Here is a 17,806-nt window from a genome sequence, read left to right on the forward strand (position 1 = left end):
CGCCGGAGGAATTATTTCAGACTGTCCTACTTGATCTTGCAATCTAGCATTTTTTCCAGCACCCTACTTTCTGTGTTATACTCAAAGCGCAAGGAACCGGGAATGAGGTATCTGATTGCGAAGGCCGGACACGGCGGAGAGCGAGGTCGTTTCGATGCTGGTTTTTTTGGTAAATCCGAATGCGGGCGGCGAGCGCGGGTACCGCGTCTTTAAGAAACTCGAGCGGAGGCTGCTCCGCACCAAAACAGAATATCAGGTTTATGTGACCGGAGGCACCGGCGAGGCAAGGCAGCTGGCGGCAAAACTCACGGAAGCGCCGGGCGACACGGAACTCACCCTGGTCGCCGTGGGAGGCGACGGCATGTTGAACGAGGTGCTGGACGGCGCGCGGCTCTCGGAGCGGCTTCGCTTCGGCTTTATTCCGGTGGGGCGGGACTCCGACTTTGCGCGCGGGTTAAAACTCCCGGTGACGCCGCTCGGCTGTTTAAAGCGCATTCTCTCGCCGCGCGAGGAGCGGTCGCTCGACTACGGCGTGGTGGAGTTCGGCGGCAACGAGCCCCTGCATCACCGCTTTCTCGTGAGTTGCGGCGTCGGCTTTGACGCGGAGTGGCTGTCCAGGCTCTATGCGTTCGAACAGCGCCGCGGGCGGCATTCGCGGCTGCTCTGGCTTGGCACGCGGCGCAGAGAGGGCTTTCGCGCACTGCTCCGCGCGCGCTGTACCCGGGGCTATTTTGAGACGGACAGCGGTCAGCGGGTCGAGTTTGGGCACCTCTTTTTGCTGAGCGCGCAGTTGCAGCCGACAGAGGCCGGCGGCATACGTCTCGCGAATCAGGTGCCGCTCTCGGACGGTCAGCTGACCGTCTCGGTGCTGAATACGCAGAGCCGCCTGCAGCAGGCGCGGCTCCTGCTCCTGCCGCGGCGTCTGCAGCCGGAAGCCTATGCGGGCGTCCGGGTGTACCGTTGTCGGGAGTTTCATCTCTGTCTCGACGAAGCGCTGCCGTTTCATACGGACGGCGAGGGGCGCGGGAGCAGGCAGGAGTTTACGGTGCGCTGTGTGCACCGGCAGATACGCTTTCTCTGTTGAGAGCGGGAGGAGAGGAAGATGAGAATCGGACAGGGGTATGATGTACACCGCTTGGTCGTAGAGCGACCGCTTATCCTCGGGGGCATTGAAATTCCCTACGAGAAGGGCTTGCTCGGCCACAGCGACGCGGATGTACTTTTGCATGCGATTTCCGACGCGCTGCTCGGCGCGGCGGCGCTCGGCGATATCGGCGCGCACTTTCCGGACAGCGATCCGGCTTATCAGGGTGCGGACAGCGCGGAACTGTTGCGGGCGGTCGGGAACTTGGTTCGCGGCGCGGGCTACGAAATCGGAAACATTGACAGCACGGTGGTCTGCCAGGCGCCGAAGCTCGCGCCGCATATAGGCGCGATGCGCGCGCGAATTGCGGAGGTGCTCTCGCTCCCGGTAGGGGCTGTGAGCGTCAAGGCGAGCACCGAGGAACATATGGGCTTTACAGGGAGAGGAGAGGGCATTGCGGCGCACGCCGTGTGCCTGTTGACGGAGAGAACAAAATGAAAATTTACGATACGATGACGCGTTACAAAGAGGAGTTTCAGACCATTGAGCCGGGTAAGGTCAGAATGTATGTCTGCGGCCCGACGGTATACAATCTCATTCACATCGGCAACGCGCGCCCCATGATCTTTTTTGACACGGTGCGGCGCTATCTCGAGTATAAGGGGTACGAGGTGAACTTTGTCTCGAACTTCACCGATGTGGACGACAAGATTATCAAGGCGGCCAACGAGGAGGGTGTGGACGCCTCTGTGATTTCCGAGCGCTACATTGCCGAGTGCAAGAAGGATATGGCGGGCATGAATGTGCGCCCGGCAAGCTATAACCCGCGCGCGACCGAAGAGATTTCCGGCATGATTGATATGATTCAGAAACTGATTGACGGCGGCCACGCGTATGTCGCGGCGGACGGCACGGTCTACTACCGGGTCGAGAGTTTCCCGGATTACGGCAAGCTCTCCCACAAAAATGTCGAGGAGAACCAGGCGGGACTTCGCACCCTCAAGGTGCGCGGCGAGGAGGCCAAGGAGGATCCGAACGACTTTGTGCTTTGGAAGCCGAAGAAGGAGGGCGAGCCCTACTGGGAGTCGCCTTGGTGTGAGGGACGCCCGGGCTGGCACATCGAGTGCTCGGTCATGAGCAAAAAGTACCTCGGCGAGACAATCGACATTCACGGCGGCGGCGAGGATCTGGTGTTCCCGCACCACGAGAACGAGATTGCGCAGTCCGAGGCCGTGAGCGGCAAGAAGTTTGTGCGCTACTGGATGCACAATGCCTTCCTGAACATCGACAACGTCAAGATGTCGAAGTCGCTCGGCAATTTTAAGACTGTGCGGCAGATCAGCGAGGAGTACGATCTCCAGGTGCTCCGCTTCTTCATGCTCTCGGCGCACTACAGAAGTCCGCTGAACTTCTCGCGGGAGATGATGGACGGCGCGAAGGCGAGCCTGGACCGCATTCTGACCGCGATGGAGCATCTCAGAGACTGCCTGTCGGCGGCAAAGACCGAGGCGCTAACGGGCGCGGAGGAAGAAGAGCTGAAGGCCTTTGACACGCTCCGTGAAAAATTCGAGGCCGCGATGGACGATGACTTCAACACCGCGGATGCGATCAGTGTGATTTTCGAGATGGTGAAGCGCGCCAATATCACAGTCACGGAAGAGAGCTCGAAGACCTACATTACCCGCGTGAAAGAGCTTCTCGAGAGGCTTCTCGATGTGCTGGGCCTGCTGTCCGAGCGGAAGGAAGAGAATCTGGATGCCCGGGTGGAGGCTTTGATTGCGGAGCGGCAGACGGCGCGGAAGGAGAAGAACTTTGCGCGCGCCGATGAAATCCGAAACGAGCTCACGGCGATGGGTATCCTCCTTGAGGACACCAAAGAGGGCGTCAAGTGGAAGAGAGCGTGAGCCGGGCGGCGCAGTATTCGCCGCTGGTGCTCGCCTATCTCGGCGACGCGGTCTATGAGCTCTATATCCGGGAGCGCATTCTGGCTCGGGGGAACCAGCCGGTGAACCGCATGCACGGTCAGACCGTGCACTATGTGAAGGCAGAGACGCAGGCAAAGCTCGCGCGCTATCTGGAGCCCAGGCTCACCGGGGAGGAGAGCAGTGTCTTTCGTCGGGGACGGAATGCGCACGCGAATACCATGGCGAAAAATGCGAGCATGATTGACTACCGCTTTGCGACTGCGTTTGAGGCGCTGGTCGGCTACTGGCGGCTCAGCGGAAAGGAAGAGCGCTTCCGGGACCTGGTCGGAGTCGGGCTCGAAGCGCTGGAGCAGGAGGAGAGACAGGCGCATGAACGAAAACGCAATTGAAGGACGGAATGCCGTTCTGGAGGCATTCCGCGCGGGCAAGACAGTCGACAAGCTCTATGTGCAGGAAGGTTTAAAGGACGGCCCGATTCTGAGCATTGTGCGGGAGGCAAAAAAACAGGGGAGTCGCATTCTGTTCTCCGACAAGGAGAGCCTGAACCGTATGAGCGAGGACGGCAAACACCAGGGTGTGATTGCGATGGTCGCGAGCTACAGCTATGCGGAACTCGGCGACATTCTGGCAAGCGCGCGGGAAAAGGGCGAGGATCCGTTTTTGATTCTGCTCGACGGCATTGAGGACCCCTACAATCTCGGCGCGATTATCCGGACCGCAAACCAGGTGGGTGCGCACGGCGTGATCATCAACAAGAACCGCGCGGTCGGGCTCACGGCGAGCGTCGCGCGGACTTCGGCGGGGGCGCTGAACTACACGCCGGTCGCAAAGGTCACGAATATGGCGCGCACCATCGAGGAGCTGAAAAAGGAAGGGCTCTGGTTTGTCGCGGCCGATATGGACGGCGAAGAGATGTACAGTCTGAATCTGAAGGGACCGCTGGGTTTAGTCATCGGCAACGAGGGCAAGGGCGTCTCGGAACTCGTTCGGAAGAAGTGCGATTTTACGGCGCGGATTCCGATGCTCGGTCAGATTGACTCGCTGAATGCGAGTGTCGCGGCCGGTGTGCTAGCCTACGAAGTGCTGCGGCAGCGCCGCAGCTGAGAAGAGAGGACAAAGAGATGGAATTTGCGAGAAAGGATCAGCGCGCCGCGCAGGCGGTCTGGGCCAAGGCGGAACAGACGCTTGGCAGTATGAGACAGGCGCTCATCGAGGCGCTGGTCGGCATGATTCGGACCGGCGGAACCGGCAGTTTCAATATGATCAGCGACAAGGACCGCATTTTCTTTGCGGGTCTCATGCTGAGCGCTTCGCCGGTTGCGACGGCGGAGGAACTCGCGGCGGAAGCCGAAAAGGTCAGAGAAATGCGGAAGCGCCTGCAGGCGCCGAAGTGCAACGACTGTGAGGGCGCGCCGGATCTGACCGGTGACTTTCACATGGAGAGCTGGGCGGAGGACGAGCGGGAAGTACGCGCGTTAAAGTATATGATACTCTCGACCCTCCAGGAACTTTCCGGCGCAGTACACCGTGCGCTCGAGAGAGAGGTTACGGATGCGCCGGTCAACGAGACGTTTTACCGGACCCTGTTTACGCTCGGCGAGGATTTTGCCGAGGAGGATCTGCTTCAGATTGCCTACGGACTGGATGACTTGCGCGCGAAGGTCGCGGTCTACGGCAGCGAGGCGGATACCGACAGTCGAAATTGAGAAATCAGAGGTTGTATGTATCAGAAACATTCGAAAGTGAACCATGCGCTGCACCGCGTGCAGGGACGTTTTTTCCAGGCCGCGATGTGGGCGGAGATTGTGATTGCCGCCTTTATTTTCGCAGCGGTCATTTTTCAGGTGGTGAATTTGCGGATCCACCTGCCGAAGGATGCGCACAGCCAGTTTGTGGAGTTCATTCAGATTGTGTTGGATATTCTGATGTGTCTCGAGCTCATCACGATGCTCTGTCGCCACGATATGGACTCCATTATAGAGGTCATGATTTTTGCGGTGACCAAGAATTTGCTGGTCTCGCACGAGAGCAGTGTCAATATGCTGCTCGGCGTGATTGCGCTCGCAGTGCTCTTCGGCATACGGAAGTATCTGTTCCTGAGTGCCAATGAGGTCGAGGCGCACAAGCAACATCTCGACTTTATCCAGCAGGACAGAGACGACTGAGACAAAGCGTGATATCCATACAGCCAAAGAACCCCGGAGACCGCCTGGTCCCCGGGGTTCTTTGATATTTTGTCTGCTTAGCCTTGCGCTGTTCCGGCAGCTCTCAGAGAGCGGCGGCGCTTGCTGCGGCCCCTTCTGCCTGCGCTTCGCTGCGCTGTTGTTTTTGCTTTGCCGCCGGGAGTTTGTCCCAGTGTAAGCTGGTGCGCCGGAAGAGCGGTTCCAGCACATAGAGGATGCAGGGCAGCATGAAGGCGACGATGAAGGCGGAAATCAGGGCGCCGCGCGCGAGCAACATGCACACTTCTTTGATCAGGTACATCTTGGACACCACGGCAACGCCGACTGTCGCGGCGAACATGCCGAGCGAACTCGTGATAATCGAGGCGTCACTCGTGGCACCGGCGAGAATCGCAGCCTCCTCGCGGTCCTTGCCGCTTCGCAACTCTTCCTGAAAGCGGGAGGTCACGAGGATCGCATAGTCGACGGTTGCGCCGAGCTGAATTGCACTGATTAAAATCGGCGCGATAAAGGAGATGCTGCCGCCCATCCAGTAGACCAGTCCCTGGTTAATGTAGATTGCGAGCTCAATCGCGAGAATCAGGGCGGCCGGTACCGTGAAAGAGCGGAATACGAACATGACAATCACGAAAATCGAGAGAATCGAGAGATAGTTCGTGATGATATTGTCGCGGGTAAAGACCTCGCGCAGATCCTCGGTCATCGCGGCTTCTCCGGTCAGGTAGGCGTTCGGATCGTAGCGGTGCACAATCTCCTGAATCTCGGCCAACTGCTCCTTGGTCTCATCGGTCGCGGCCTCAAAGTCCGAGGTCATCATGAGAAGCTGGTAGTCGTCGGAGAGAAAAATCTTCCGCACCCGTTCGGGGAGGAAAAAGTCCGGAATACCGCTGCCGGTCAGACTGTGATAGGAGACCACATGGCTGATGCCGGGCACGGCCTTCAGCGCATCCTCCATCTCTCCGAGCTTGCCGTTGTCCACCGAGCGGTCCAGAATTACGACATGCTCGGTCGCCGTTTGAAAGTCCTCTTTCAACTTCTCATTCGAGCGGAGAGAGGGGAGGTTTGAAGGCAGGGAGCGGGAAATCTGGTAGTAGATGTCGGTATTTTTCTGCGAGTAATAGGCGGGCACCAGCGCGAAGAGAAAGAGGATAATCCAGAGGCGGCGGTGGCGGAGCAGCCAGCGGTTAAAGCCCGTGAAATCCGGGAATAGGGATCTGTGCTTATACTTCTCAATCGCGTCGTCAAAGACGAGGAAGAGGCAGGGCAGAATCATAATCACGCAGACAATGCCGATCACGACACCTTTTGCCATGACAATGCCCATGTCGCGTCCCATCGTGAAGCGCATCGCGCAGAGCGCGAGGAAGCCCGCAATGGTCGTGAGCGAACTGCCGGAGAGTGAGGTAAAAGCCGCTGTGATTGCGTTTGCCATGGCCTCCCGCTTGTCCGGATTTTTTTCTTTTTCCTCCTCATAGCGGTGATAGAGGAAAATCGAGTAATCGACGGTCACGCCGAGTTGCAGGATGGCTGCAATCGCCTTGGTGATATAAGAAATCTGGCCGAGGAAGAGGTTGCTGCCCATATTGTAGAGGATGGCCATGCCGATGTTCGCGAGCAGCAAAAAGGGCATGACATAGGACTCGAAGCTTAAGAGCAACACGGTCAGCATCAGAATGACGGCGATGACGGTGTAAATCGGCAGCTCCGAGATCACGAGTTCTTTGATGTCCTCCACCATGGCCGACATGCCCGCAACGAAGCACTTCTCGTTCGTGAGCTTCCGGATTTCGACAATCGCGTCCATGGTCTCGTCGGCGGAGAGCGCGGTGTCGAACTGAACAATCATGAGAGTCGCATCGCCCGCGTAAAAGCTGTCGCGGAGCTTTGCGGGGAGCATGTCGGTCGGCACCTGGATGCCGAGCGTGCCGGAAAGCCAAAAGGCATTGCTGACATGCGGCACCTTCCGGATGCTCTCCAGTAAGTCATCGGTATAGGACGGCGGCATGCCCTCGACCACGACCATAGAGGTCGCAGCGGCCTGAAAGGGCTCTTCGAGGAGCTTTTCGCCCTGCACGGAGCGCACATCCTCCGGAAGATAGGAGAGAACATCGTAGTTTGTCCGGGTGCCGATATAACCGAGCAGCGCCGGAATTAAGAGTAAGGCGGCGACAAAGAGAACAAATTTCGGGTTCCCGGTGATGCGTCTTGCCAACTTGTGAATCATAACGGTTCCTCCTGTTTCAGCGGTGCATCCAGCCGGTCAGGTCGTGCCAGATGTCCGCAAACATTTTCCGGATGCGCGAAAAGAGCCCGGTCTTCTTCTGCCCGGTCGCACCCTTCACATGGCTGTCCGGCGCGGCGGTCTTAATTTCCGCGCTCCGGAGCATGACAGAGACAGAGCTCACGTCCGCATTCTCGGAGGAGGTCAGCGACTCGGGAGCCGCAGCGGCGTCGAGCGAGAAGAGCCGGGTCTTCTCGCCGGTATTTTCGTTCCACTTTTGATCGACTAAGTCGCGGATGCTGTCGGCCGCCTGCCGCATCGCGTCGGTGCTGTCAAGTGCCGAGGCGCTCTGACGGAGAATCGAGGCGCTCGCATCGAGTGCGAGGTCGGCACTCCGGTGGAACGCAGGGCTGTTGCTCTTTACAATATCGCGCGAGGTGCGGAGCAGCGCCGTGAGGCTCTCGGTATCCGCGCGTACGGTGTCGCTGAGGGTCGCGGCATCGCCGAGGGTCGCCTGCAGGGCGGGCAGATAACCGTCCGCAGTCCGATAGACCCGGTCGAGCGCATCGATGCTCTGCCGGATGTCCGCGGAGAGCTTCTTTACATCCGAGGCCGCCAGACTTCCGGTCGCACTGCTGCCGTAAAGGGCATCGTAGAGCGAGGAGAGACGGAGCGCATCGAGGTCGTTGCCGAGCGCATCGATCTTGCCGTAGACTTCGTTTGCGCCCGCGGCTGCCGCCTGTACCGTGTCTCTTTGGTTCCAGAGCGCAAGGGCATAGGCAATCTGCTCGCTGTCATAGCCGAGCGAGGCGAGTTTTTGAACGGCAAAGTCCTGGAAGCTGCCCTGCGGATACTGCGGCGACGGCGTGAGTTCGGCATCGGCGGTGTAGTCGATACCGCCGGCATTTGAGGTTGTGCCGAGATTGGTTGCGCGAATCCGGATGCGATTGCTGCCGGTACCGCCCGCGTCGACGGGCTGCAGGCCGTGCGCCTGCATGTACTGCGCGTACCCCTGGTAGAGTGCGCTCATCTGTTGCAAAGTGCCGCTTATTTTCTGATTCGCACCGGTCTTTCCGGCTTCACTGAGAGAGCGAAGTGTCCGGAGATCGTTTTTGATGTTGCGGCTGTCGCTGTCCAAATCGTCGCTTGCATCCTGAAAGCTCTCCATATTGTTCTGCAGAGCACTGAGCGTGCTCTCGCTCTCCTTTAAATGCCGCTGCAGGGTGAGCAGACTTTCATTGACCGCGGAGAGATTGTCATGTAGTTCGCCGACCGTCTGATTCGCGGAATTCAGATGACCGCTCGCAGGTGCCAGCGCACTGTCAAGTCCGTCCATGTTGCCGAGAAAGTTGTCAAGGTTTCCGTAGAACTCGCTCTCGCGGCTCTGCACGTTTTTTCGAACCTGATTCAGGCCGTCGAGACCGTTTGCCGCCTGATTTAACTTGCCCTGCATGCCCTCGGCCGCGTCAAAGAGCCGATCGCTCGCGGCATTCAGACTGTCCCAGGACTTCTGAACGTCTTGTTTGTCATCCTGTAATTTTTTCAGGTCGCCGAGACGGCCGGAGGCATTGACCGGGCCGAGCAGGAAGGTGAAGCCGTCAAACTTGAAGTCCTCCGCGCCGACCGAGAGGACATATTCCTGCGACTCGCCCGGAAGCCAGACGAAGAGGGCCGTCTTCAGATTCCCGACGGTCTGTATCTGTGCGTCCGGCGCCGTGAGGGAGAGAATGTCATTCTGATTGAAGACAGCCGCAGCAGTCAGAAACCAGTTATTTTTTTGGTATTCGCTGCTCGCCGGATTCGGGACAGCGCGGATATGCATCTCAACCACACCTTTTTCGCCGGCGAGTTTTGCGGCGTCGGTCGGCACACCGTTCAGCAGATACTGAATCGAAATTTGAAAGGGCAGGGTCTCAAACGGCGCGCGTGTCTTTCCCTCGAAATAGAAGTGTGAAGGCGCGCCCTCGCCGAGCGAGAAGCGGACGGTGTCGCCGTTGATTTCGGGTTTCACGCCGTTCGTCAGGTTTTCGACGCTGTCATAGGTTCCGTGATCTACAATCTCGGTCGCGCCGTTCAGTGCATAACTTTTCACAACGGCGGCATCGGTCGGGTTGCCGTAGCTGTCGAGAGTCACATAATAGGCCTCGTCGACAGTCGGGTGCACGCCGCTCGTGACTTCGGCCTGCACTGCGACGGGGAGATTGAGCGCAAGACTTGCGCCAAGGATGAGGGCTGCGAACTGTCTGCCACCGCGGCGGAGCGGTTTTCTCTGCACTGTTCTGTTGCTGTTCATACTGCAAGACTCCTTTGTTCCTTTTGTGTTGTTCTATACATAACAGCCGGTATTTGCACCGGTAATGAACGCTTGGCATTTAATAGACTTGTGTCTATTAAAAACACAAGCACTATTATAGCGAGAGGAAAGTGCGTTGACAAGAGAAAGTCAAAAATAATTCAGACGCAAGCGGCAATGTTTCGCGAAAAAGTGTGCTATGATAGAAAAGTTATTTAGCCCCAAGAAAGGTGTTTATCGAAATAATGAAGATTATTGTGGTAGGTAACGGAAAAATAGGCGAACTTCTCGTGCAGCAGCTCTCGCGGGAAGGGCATGAAGTGGTGGTCGTGGATAGCAATCCGGCGCGGCTTGAATTTATGCAGGAGAAGCTGGACGTCGCGGTTGTACCGGGCAACGGCGCCTCGATTGAGATTCTCCGGGAGGCGGGCGCGGACAGCGCCGACCTTTTGATTGCGGTGACCAACAGCGACGAGGTGAATCTTCTGACTGCGCTGGTTGCGGAGAAACTCGGCTGCAACTATACGGTGGCGCGTGTCCGCAGCCCCGAATACGACCGGGAGATGAACCTCTTAAAGACCAGCTTCGGCATCAATGTCTCGGTCAATCCGGAGAAAACCTGCGCGAAGGAAATTTTTCGTCTGCTCCAGTTTCCGACCTTCCTCACGCGGAACTCGTTTGCGGGCGGCCGCGCGGAGATGGTCGAGCTCATTGTCCCGGAGGAGGGAAAACTCACCGGGCGGAAGCTCTCGGAGCTCACAAACGTTCTCGATAAAAAGGCATTGATTTGTACGATTGAACGAAACGGCGAGGTGCTGGTTCCCTCGGGCTCCACCGAGCTCCGCGCCGGCGATAAGCTGGGCCTTGCGGCTGCGACCGCGGATTTGCCCGCGCTTCTGCACCGCTTCGGCATCCGGACGCTTGATGTGAAGAATGTGATGATCATCGGCGGCAGCGCAATTGCCCGCTACCTCGCGACCGACTTGTTGCGCTCGGGTTTGCATGTGACGATTTTGGAGACGGATCTCAAAAAGTGCGAGGTACTTGAGGACCTGTTGCCGGGCGCCGCCATCATCCACGGCGACGGCTCGCTCCAGCATGTGCTCGCGGAAGAGGGCATTGCGAATATGGACGCGGTGGTTCCGCTGACCGGCATCGATGAGGAAAACATCATGATTTCCCTTTATGCCCACTCGATCGGCACGAAGAAGACCATCACAAAGGTGAACCGGACGGAGTATGTGAATCTCTTCGGGCAGGAGCACCTCGGCGCGGTTGTGAGCCCGAAGGTGCTGACCGCCAATGAAATTACGCGCTACGCCCGCGCGGCGAGCCAGTCGCGCGAGGGTTCGGTCGAGACCCTCCATACGCTTGGCGGCGGTTCGATTGAGTCGCTCGGCTTCACCGTTCCCGAGGATGCGCCCTTCGTGAATAAGCCGATCATGGAACTGCCTCTAAAGTCTTCCATCCTGATTGCAGGCATCGTCAGAAACCAGAAGGTCATTATTCCGGGCGGTCAGGACTGCCTGATGCACGGTGATTCGATTGTGGTCATTGCGAATGCAAGCCAGATGATCTCGAACCTCACGGATATCTTTCGAAATCGCGGAGGCGAGGCATGAATTACCGTTTGATTGGAAAATACATAGGTTATATTCTCCTTGTGGAGGGGATTTTTCTTCTGCCGGCGATTGCAGTAGCAGCTGCTTACCGGGAACCGGAGAGCGAGCGCGCGATTGTCATTGCTGTTATTATCACCATGATTCCTGGAATCTTGCTCTCCTGCATCCGAAGTCACCGCTCCATTTCGATGAGCGAGGGGTTTGTGGTCTGTGCGCTCGGATGGATTGTGCTCTCGCTGTTTGGGGCGCTGCCCTTTTATATCAGCGGGGAGATTCCGCGCTACATAGACTGCTGGTTTGAGACGGTGTCCGGTTTCACGACGACGGGCTCGAGTATCCTCACGAATGTCGAGGCCATGTCGCACGGTCTGCTCTACTGGCGAAGTTTTACGCACTGGATCGGCGGTATGGGTGTGCTGGTCTTCCTGCTCGCGATTCTGCCGCTCGCAAAGGGCGACGGCGGCCCCTTACAGCTCATGAAGGCGGAGAGTCCGGGCCCCTCGGTCGGCAAGCTGGTGCCCAAGATTTCGACGACCGCAAAGATTACCTACATCATCTACTTTGCGATGACCGTCCTGATGGTGATTATTCTGCTCTTCGAGGGCATGCCGCTTTTTGATGCCGTCATGAACACTTTCGGCACAGCGGGCACGGGTGGCTTTGCGATTAAGAACAATTCTATCGCGGCCTATCCGAGCCAGCTTGTGCAGATGACAATCGGTGTCTTCATGGCGCTCTTCGGTGTCAACTTCTCGGTCTACTATCTGATGCTGACCCGGAAGTGGAAGGATGTGCTCCACAACGAGGAGTTCCGCTGGTACTGGATTATCATGCTCGGTGCTTCGCTGCTCATTGCAATCAATGTGTTCCGCGGGTTTTATCCGGGCGATTTCGGGCAGGCCTTCCGTGACAGCTTCTTCTCGGTCTCCTCGGTCATGACGACGACCGGCTACTGCACGGCGGACTTTGACAAGTGGCCTGAATTCTCGCGCTACATGCTGCTGCTCGTCATGTGTATCGGCGCTTCGGCGGGTTCGACCGGCGGCGGCCTCAAGGTATCGCGTGTGTTGCTGCTCTTTAAACATCTGAGACTGCAGATGTGTCAGATGATTCACCCGCGCCGCGTGCGCTCGGTGCGCATGGACAAGCGCCGCGTGGACAATAGCGTGATGTTCGGGACGACGGCCTTTCTCGCGGCCTATCTCTGCATTCTGATTGTCTCGGTGGTTCTGGTGTCTCTGGACGGCAAGAGCTTCGAGACGACATTCTCGGCGGTCATCTGTACCTTTAACAACATAGGGCCCGGTCTCGGCATGGTCGGGCCGACCGGAAACTTCAGCGCGTTCTCGGATTTTTCGAAGTTTGTGCTCTCGGTGGATATGTTGTTCGGACGCCTCGAGATTTTCCCGCTCCTCTTCCTGCTCTCGCCGGAAGTCTGGATGACCAAGCGGCTCAGCACGCCCATTGTCAGCGATTGAGAAGGACTTGAGCGCACGGTAAAAATGTGGTATACAAAAGGAACACGGTGATTCATATAATTATAGAAGGTACGGGGAGGAACAGTATGAAGAAGACGGCAAAGGCGGTTTGCGCGCTGCTTTCGGCAGCACTCTTGCTGGCGGGTTGCGGCAGCAGTGCAAAGACAGAGACAAAGGCTGCGGCGGAGAGCACGACGACAGCGGACGGCTCGACCCAGACGGTGGTTCCGAAGGAGAAGTTAAAAATCGGCATGCTGTTAATCGGTGATGAGAACGAGGGTTACAGCGCAAGCCACATCAACGGGCTCAAGGAAGCGGCAAAGACGCTGGGTCTCAGCGAGGATCAGCTGATTCTGAAGACCAACATCCGCGAGGACGAGTCTTCGCTCGATGCGACCGAGGATCTCGCAAACCAGGGCTGTCAGCTGATTTTCGGCACGAGCTTCGGCTATGAGAGCTATATGCTGGAGGTCGCAAAGGACCACCCGGAGATTACCTTTTGTCACGCGAGCGGCAACCAGGCAGCCGGTGCCGGTCTCAGCAACTTCCACAACTACTTCGACGACATCTTCGAGGCGCGCTATGTGAGCGGCGTCGCGGCGGGCTTAAAGCTGAAGCAGATGATCGACGAGGGCAAGATCAAGGCCGATCAGGCGCGTCTCGGCTATGTCGGCGCGTACCCCTATGCGGAGGTAATCTCCGGCTATACGGCTTTCTACCTCGGCGCGAAGTCCGTGGTCCCGGAGACCACGATGAAGGTGCTCTACACGAACAGCTGGGGCGACCCGGCGGTCGAGGCGGAGACCGCAAAGCAGCTCATTTCCGACGGCTGCGTGCTGATCAGCCAGCATGCTGACACGACCGGCGCGCCGACCGCTGCGGAAGAGGAGAAGGTGCCCTGCGTCGGCTATAACATCGATATGACCGGTGTTGCGCCGGATTCGGCAATCACTTCGCCGACCAACAACTGGGAAGTTTACTACGAGTACGCGATTCAGAGCGTGCTTTCCGGTGAGCCGATTGCAACGGATTGGTCGGAGGGCTTTGCGCAGGATGCTGTGCGTCTCACGAAGCTCGGCACGGCGGCTGCACCGGGCACCGAGGAGAAACTGAAGGAAGTGGAGCAGAAGATTAAGGACGGAGCCCTGCATGTCTTCGACACCAAGACCTTCACGGTGAACGGCAAGGAAGTTACGAGCTATGCGCCGAACGGCCAGGAGCTGGTCTCGGACGGTTACTTCCACGAGTCGGAGTACCGCTCTTCTCCGAGCTTTGACTTGATTGTCGATGGCATCGAGGCGACCGCAAACTAATCCAGGAAAGACCCACAAAAAGCCCCCTGCGACGGCAGGAGGCTTTTTGATTCAAAGCCAGCGGCTTTTAGGAGGAAACTGTGGCAGAAAACGCAATTGAGTTTTGCGAGATTACCAAGCGCTTCGGCGAAGTCACGGCGAGCGACCGCGTGAGCTTTTCGCTGAAGAAGGGAGAGATACTGGCGCTCCTCGGGGAAAACGGGAGCGGCAAGACGACGCTCATGAATATGCTCTCGGGCATTTATTTTCCGGACAGCGGACAGATCAAAGTAAACGGCGAGGTTGCGAGCATTCAGTCCCCGAAGGATGCGTTCCGGCTCGGCATCGGCATGATACACCAGCACTTCAAGCTGATTCCGGTGTTCAGTGCGGCCGAGAATATCATCCTCGGCGAGCGGGGCGGCAAATACGACCTGAAGGCAGCGGAGCAGCGCCTCGCGGAACTCGCGGAGCGCTACGGCTTTCGGCTGAATCCGAAGCAGAAGGTCTACGAGCTCTCGGTCTCCGAGAAGCAGACCGTCGAGATTATGAAGGTTCTGTACCGCGGCGCGGACATCCTGATTCTCGATGAGCCGACCGCCGTGCTGACCCCGCAGGAGACCGAGCGCCTCTTTGCGATTCTCCGGAAGATGCGGGAAGACGGCAAGTCGATTCTGATTATCACGCACAAGCTGACGGAGGTGCTTGCGCTTTCGGACCGCGTTGCGGTGCTTAGAAAGGGACAGTACATCGGCGCGGTCGAGACCGCAAAGGCGGATGTGACCCTGCTCACCGAGATGATGGTCGGCGAGAAGGTGAAGCTCGGCATAGACCGTGCGGCGCCCTTAAACGGCCCGAGACGACTTCGCCTCGAAAACGTCACCTGCGTGAACGCAGAGGGCGTCCCGGTGCTCTCGAATCTGAGCCTCACGCTACAGGGCGGCGAGATTCTGGGCATTGCCGGCATCGCCGGAAACGGCCAGCGGGAGCTTCTCGAGGCCATAGCGGGGTTGGTGCCCTACAGCGGAGAAATCTGTTACGGGGAGGACGACGGGAGCGAGAAGGATTTAAAGGGCATGACACCGGCAGCCATCGAAGCGCTCGGCGTGCGCCTCGCTTTTGTGCCGGAGGACAGACTGGGCATGGGGCTGGTCGGCAGCATGGATCTGACGGACAATGTGATGCTCCGCTCCTACCGGAGCGGCGCGAGCTTTGTGACCGACCGGAAGAAACCGAAGGAGCAGGCGGAGCAGATTGTCGAAGAGCTTTCGGTCGCGACGCCCGGCACGGCGACCCCAATCAGGCGGCTCTCGGGCGGCAATGTCCAGAAGGTGCTGGTCGGCAGAGAGATACTCGGAAGCCCCAAGGTCGTGATGGCTGCCTACCCGGTGCGCGGCCTCGACATTCACTCCTCCTACATGATTTATCAGCTCCTGAACGAGCAGAAAAAGAAAGGCAGCGCCGTGATTTGCGTCGGCGAGGATCTGGATGTGCTTCTGGAACTCTGCGACCGCATTCTCGTGCTGCAGGGCGGTAAGAGTGCCGGGATTCTGGATGCGCGCACGGCGAGCAAGGAAGAACTGGGAAGAAGAATGATGGGCGGAGAGGAGAGCGAGACATGAGACAGAGTCGGGAACCACTGTTTCAAATGCATAAGCGCGGCTATATCTCTTTCGGGAAGCTTGCGCTGATTCATCTGATTGCGCTGCTGCTCGCGCTCGTGACCTGCGCGGCAGTCATTGTGCTCGTGACCGGGGTGAACCCGCTCGGGGTCTATGAGGCACTGGTCACCGGCGCGGTCGGAAACCCGCGGCGCCTCTGGGTTACGATACGGGAGAGCGGCATTCTGCTCTTAATCGCGGTCGGTCTCACGCCGGCCTTCCGCATGCGCTTCTGGAACATCGGCGCGGAGGGACAGATTCTGGTCGGCGGTATTGCGAGTGCCGGACTCATGATACTCCTCGGCGGAAAACTGCCGAATGCGCTGCTCCTCCTCTTGATGCTCGTCTGCAGCATGCTCTTCGGCATGGTCTGGGGCCTCGTTCCCGCTTACTGCAAGGCGCGCTATCACACGAACGAGACCTTGTTCACGCTCATGATGAACTATGTCGCCCTGCAGCTGGTGACCTTTGCCATCTGTTTCTGGGAGAACCCGAAGGGCTCGAACAGCATCGGCACAATCAACCAGGCGACGCGCGCGGGTTGGTTTCCGCGCATCGGCGGCACAGGGTTTGCGGGCAGTCAGTATATCTTCGGCCTCTGCATCATCCTCCTCGTGACGGTGCTCATGCACCTCTATCTGACGCGCACCAAGCAGGGTTTTGAGATTTCGGTGGTCGGCGCGAGCCAAAACACGGCGCGCTATGCGGGCATTTCGGTGCAGCGCGTCATGCTTCGGACCATGGCGATTTCCGGCGCAATCTGCGGTCTCGCGGGCGCGGTGATTGTGGGCGGCGCGGGGCACACGCTCTCCGTCAGCACGGCAAACGGGCGCGGCTTCACGGCGATTCTGGTCGCCTGGATGGCGAATTTCAATCCGCTCTTCATGGCGCTGACCGCGATTCTTCTCTGCTTCATGCAGCAGGGTGCCATTCAGATTGCGACGCAGTTTAAGTTAAACCAGAACTTTTCGGACATCATCACGGGAATCGTGCTCTTTTTCCTGATCGGCTGTGAGTTCTTTGTCCGCTACCGACTGACACTTCGAAAGAGAGGAGCGACGAAATGAATTTGCTTTCCACTTTTTTGCAGCGCGCCATCCTGCAGGGCGTCCCGATTCTCTACGGCGCGAACGGGGAAATTCTGACCGAGAAGGCGGGCAATTTAAACCTCGGCATTCCGGGTATCATGTATATGGGCGGTGTCTCGGGGCTGATTGCGGCCTTTTTCTATGAGAGAGCGGCGGGCGACCGCGCGTCCGGGCTGTTTGGTCTGCTGGTGTCTCTCTGCGCGGCGCTGCTTGTCTCAATGCTCGCGGGACTTTTGTACAGCTTCCTGACGGTCACGCTCCGCGCGAACCAGAATGTCGTGGGTCTCTCGCTGACCACTTTCGGCGTCGGCTTCGGCAATTTCTTCGGCGGCTCGCTCTCACAGCTCGCGGGCGGCGTGGGGCAGATTTCCACGAAGCTCACGGCAGCGGCGTACCGGCAGAGTCTGCCCGGCCTCTCGGGCCTGCCGTTTGTCGGCAAGGCCTTCTTTTCCTTCGGCTTTTTGACCTACCTCTCGATTGCGTTGTCGCTCTGCCTCGCCTTCCTGTTGACAGGCACCCGGAAGGGACTCGAAATCCGGGCAGTCGGTGAGGATCCGGCCGCGGCGGATGCTGCCGGGGTCGATGTGAACCGCGTGAAATATGTCTCGACCGTGGTCGGAGCTGCACTCGCCGGACTCGGCGGTCTCTGCTTTGTGATGGAATATCTCGGCGGCACTTGGGCGAACGACGGCTTCGGCGACCGCGGCTGGCTCGCCGTCGCTCTGGTCATCCTCTCGGTCTGGAACGCGAGAAAGGCAATTTGGGGTTCCTTCCTCTTCGGCGGTCTCTATATTCTGTATCTCTACATTCCGGGCCTGAATCGCTCGGCGCAGGAGCTTTTTAAGATGTTGCCCTATCTCGCGACCATTCTGGTTCTGATTCAGACGGGTCGGAGAAACCGGCCGGAGGATCAGCCGCCGGCGAGCCTTGGTCTCTCGTATTTCCGGGAGGAGCGCTGA

The 17,806-nt window shown here is 58.3% G+C and carries 15 protein-coding genes; 13 read left to right on the forward strand and 2 right to left on the reverse strand.

Translation table 11 applies throughout. The annotated features are described in order from the left end of the window. Positions 1 to 115: 115 nt before the first annotated feature. The 7 genes from ACO4XG_RS03855 to ACO4XG_RS03885 are packed head-to-tail and all read left to right on the forward strand — an operon-like array spanning position 116 to position 5,174. A complete protein-coding gene (locus tag ACO4XG_RS03855; protein ID WP_308508239.1) occupies positions 116 to 1,084 on the forward strand; it encodes a diacylglycerol/lipid kinase family protein in 969 nt (322 codons plus the stop codon). Between the two features lie 18 nt (positions 1,085 to 1,102). Next, positions 1,103 to 1,582: a 2-C-methyl-D-erythritol 2,4-cyclodiphosphate synthase gene (gene ispF / locus ACO4XG_RS03860; protein WP_308508238.1), complete on the forward strand. Its 480-nt coding sequence runs from the start codon at positions 1,103 to 1,105 to the stop codon at positions 1,580 to 1,582. After that, positions 1,579 to 2,988 carry a cysteine--tRNA ligase gene (cysS, locus tag ACO4XG_RS03865; protein ID WP_308508237.1) on the forward strand — a complete coding sequence of 470 codons (1,410 nt, stop codon included), beginning with the start codon at positions 1,579 to 1,581 and terminating at the stop codon, positions 2,986 to 2,988. The genes ispF and cysS overlap by 4 nt, the downstream gene beginning before the upstream one ends. After that, positions 2,973 to 3,398 carry a Mini-ribonuclease 3 gene (locus tag ACO4XG_RS03870; protein WP_308508236.1) on the forward strand — a complete coding sequence of 142 codons (426 nt, stop codon included), beginning with the start codon at positions 2,973 to 2,975 and terminating at the stop codon, positions 3,396 to 3,398. Before cysS ends, ACO4XG_RS03870 begins: the two co-directional genes overlap by 16 nt. After that, positions 3,379 to 4,113 (forward strand): 23S rRNA (guanosine(2251)-2'-O)-methyltransferase RlmB, encoded by a 735-nt coding sequence (gene rlmB / locus ACO4XG_RS03875; RefSeq protein WP_308508235.1) that lies wholly within the window; start codon positions 3,379 to 3,381, stop codon positions 4,111 to 4,113. The genes ACO4XG_RS03870 and rlmB overlap by 20 nt, the downstream gene beginning before the upstream one ends. 17 nt (positions 4,114 to 4,130) lie before the next feature. Next, entirely contained in the window at positions 4,131 to 4,715 is a 585-nt protein-coding gene (locus ACO4XG_RS03880; RefSeq protein ID WP_308508234.1) for a hypothetical protein, read from the forward strand. A gap of 15 nt (positions 4,716 to 4,730) precedes the next feature. Continuing rightward, the gene (locus ACO4XG_RS03885; RefSeq protein WP_308508233.1) at positions 4,731 to 5,174 is read left to right on the forward strand and encodes a hypothetical protein; all 444 of its coding nucleotides are present in this window, start codon (positions 4,731 to 4,733) and stop codon (positions 5,172 to 5,174) included. Between the two features lie 103 nt (positions 5,175 to 5,277). Here the strand turns inward: ACO4XG_RS03885 and ACO4XG_RS03890 are convergent, their stop codons facing one another. Continuing rightward, positions 5,278 to 7,416, reverse strand: coding sequence for an efflux RND transporter permease subunit (locus tag ACO4XG_RS03890; RefSeq protein WP_308508232.1), 2,139 nt, complete (start codon positions 7,414 to 7,416; stop codon positions 5,278 to 5,280). A 16-nt stretch (positions 7,417 to 7,432) separates the two neighbouring features. Further along, entirely contained in the window at positions 7,433 to 9,706 is a 2,274-nt protein-coding gene (locus tag ACO4XG_RS03895; RefSeq protein ID WP_308508231.1) for a hypothetical protein, read from the reverse strand. A 245-nt stretch (positions 9,707 to 9,951) separates the two neighbouring features. Between ACO4XG_RS03895 and trkA the strand changes: the two genes are divergently transcribed. The 6 genes from trkA to ACO4XG_RS03925 all read left to right on the forward strand — a co-directional run bounded on the left by trkA (position 9,952) and on the right by ACO4XG_RS03925 (position 17,806). Then, positions 9,952 to 11,328 carry a Trk system potassium transporter TrkA gene (gene trkA, locus ACO4XG_RS03900; protein ID WP_308508230.1) on the forward strand — a complete coding sequence of 459 codons (1,377 nt, stop codon included), beginning with the start codon at positions 9,952 to 9,954 and terminating at the stop codon, positions 11,326 to 11,328. Then, a complete protein-coding gene (locus tag ACO4XG_RS03905) occupies positions 11,325 to 12,806 on the forward strand; it encodes a TrkH family potassium uptake protein (RefSeq protein WP_308508229.1) in 1,482 nt (493 codons plus the stop codon). Before trkA ends, ACO4XG_RS03905 begins: the two co-directional genes overlap by 4 nt. An 86-nt stretch (positions 12,807 to 12,892) precedes the next feature. Then, positions 12,893 to 14,119, forward strand: a complete 1,227-nt coding sequence (locus ACO4XG_RS03910) for a BMP family ABC transporter substrate-binding protein (RefSeq protein WP_308508228.1) — start codon at positions 12,893 to 12,895, stop codon at positions 14,117 to 14,119. Positions 14,120 to 14,199: 80 nt separating this feature from the next. Beyond that, positions 14,200 to 15,720 carry an ABC transporter ATP-binding protein gene (locus ACO4XG_RS03915; RefSeq protein ID WP_308508227.1) on the forward strand — a complete coding sequence of 507 codons (1,521 nt, stop codon included), beginning with the start codon at positions 14,200 to 14,202 and terminating at the stop codon, positions 15,718 to 15,720. Continuing rightward, complete coding sequence (locus ACO4XG_RS03920) at positions 15,717 to 16,826, forward strand: ABC transporter permease (RefSeq protein ID WP_308508226.1); 1,110 nt, start codon at positions 15,717 to 15,719, stop codon at positions 16,824 to 16,826. The genes ACO4XG_RS03915 and ACO4XG_RS03920 overlap by 4 nt, the downstream gene beginning before the upstream one ends. Further along, positions 16,823 to 17,806, forward strand: coding sequence for an ABC transporter permease (locus ACO4XG_RS03925; RefSeq protein ID WP_308508225.1), 984 nt, complete (start codon positions 16,823 to 16,825; stop codon positions 17,804 to 17,806). The genes ACO4XG_RS03920 and ACO4XG_RS03925 overlap by 4 nt, the downstream gene beginning before the upstream one ends.

This window comes from Stomatobaculum sp. (assembly GCF_057248925.1).

What these genes read in the sequence shown, in the direction of transcription:
- ispF (WP_308508238.1), top strand. Translation starts at nt 1,103, where the DNA reads ATGAGAATCGGACAGGGGTATGATGTACACCGCTTGGTCGTAGAGCGA.
- cysS (WP_308508237.1), top strand. Translation starts at nt 1,579, where the DNA reads ATGAAAATTTACGATACGATGACGCGTTACAAAGAGGAGTTTCAGACC.
- rlmB (WP_308508235.1), top strand. Translation starts at nt 3,379, where the DNA reads ATGAACGAAAACGCAATTGAAGGACGGAATGCCGTTCTGGAGGCATTC.
- ACO4XG_RS03880 (WP_308508234.1), top strand. Translation starts at nt 4,131, where the DNA reads ATGGAATTTGCGAGAAAGGATCAGCGCGCCGCGCAGGCGGTCTGGGCC.
- ACO4XG_RS03885 (WP_308508233.1), top strand. Translation starts at nt 4,731, where the DNA reads ATGTATCAGAAACATTCGAAAGTGAACCATGCGCTGCACCGCGTGCAG.
- ACO4XG_RS03890 (WP_308508232.1), bottom strand. Translation starts at nt 7,416, where the DNA reads ATGATTCACAAGTTGGCAAGACGCATCACCGGGAACCCGAAATTTGTT.
- ACO4XG_RS03895 (WP_308508231.1), bottom strand. Translation starts at nt 9,706, where the DNA reads ATGAACAGCAACAGAACAGTGCAGAGAAAACCGCTCCGCCGCGGTGGC.
- trkA (WP_308508230.1), top strand. Translation starts at nt 9,952, where the DNA reads ATGAAGATTATTGTGGTAGGTAACGGAAAAATAGGCGAACTTCTCGTG.
- ACO4XG_RS03905 (WP_308508229.1), top strand. Translation starts at nt 11,325, where the DNA reads ATGAATTACCGTTTGATTGGAAAATACATAGGTTATATTCTCCTTGTG.
- ACO4XG_RS03910 (WP_308508228.1), top strand. Translation starts at nt 12,893, where the DNA reads ATGAAGAAGACGGCAAAGGCGGTTTGCGCGCTGCTTTCGGCAGCACTC.
- ACO4XG_RS03920 (WP_308508226.1), top strand. Translation starts at nt 15,717, where the DNA reads ATGAGACAGAGTCGGGAACCACTGTTTCAAATGCATAAGCGCGGCTAT.
- ACO4XG_RS03925 (WP_308508225.1), top strand. Translation starts at nt 16,823, where the DNA reads ATGAATTTGCTTTCCACTTTTTTGCAGCGCGCCATCCTGCAGGGCGTC.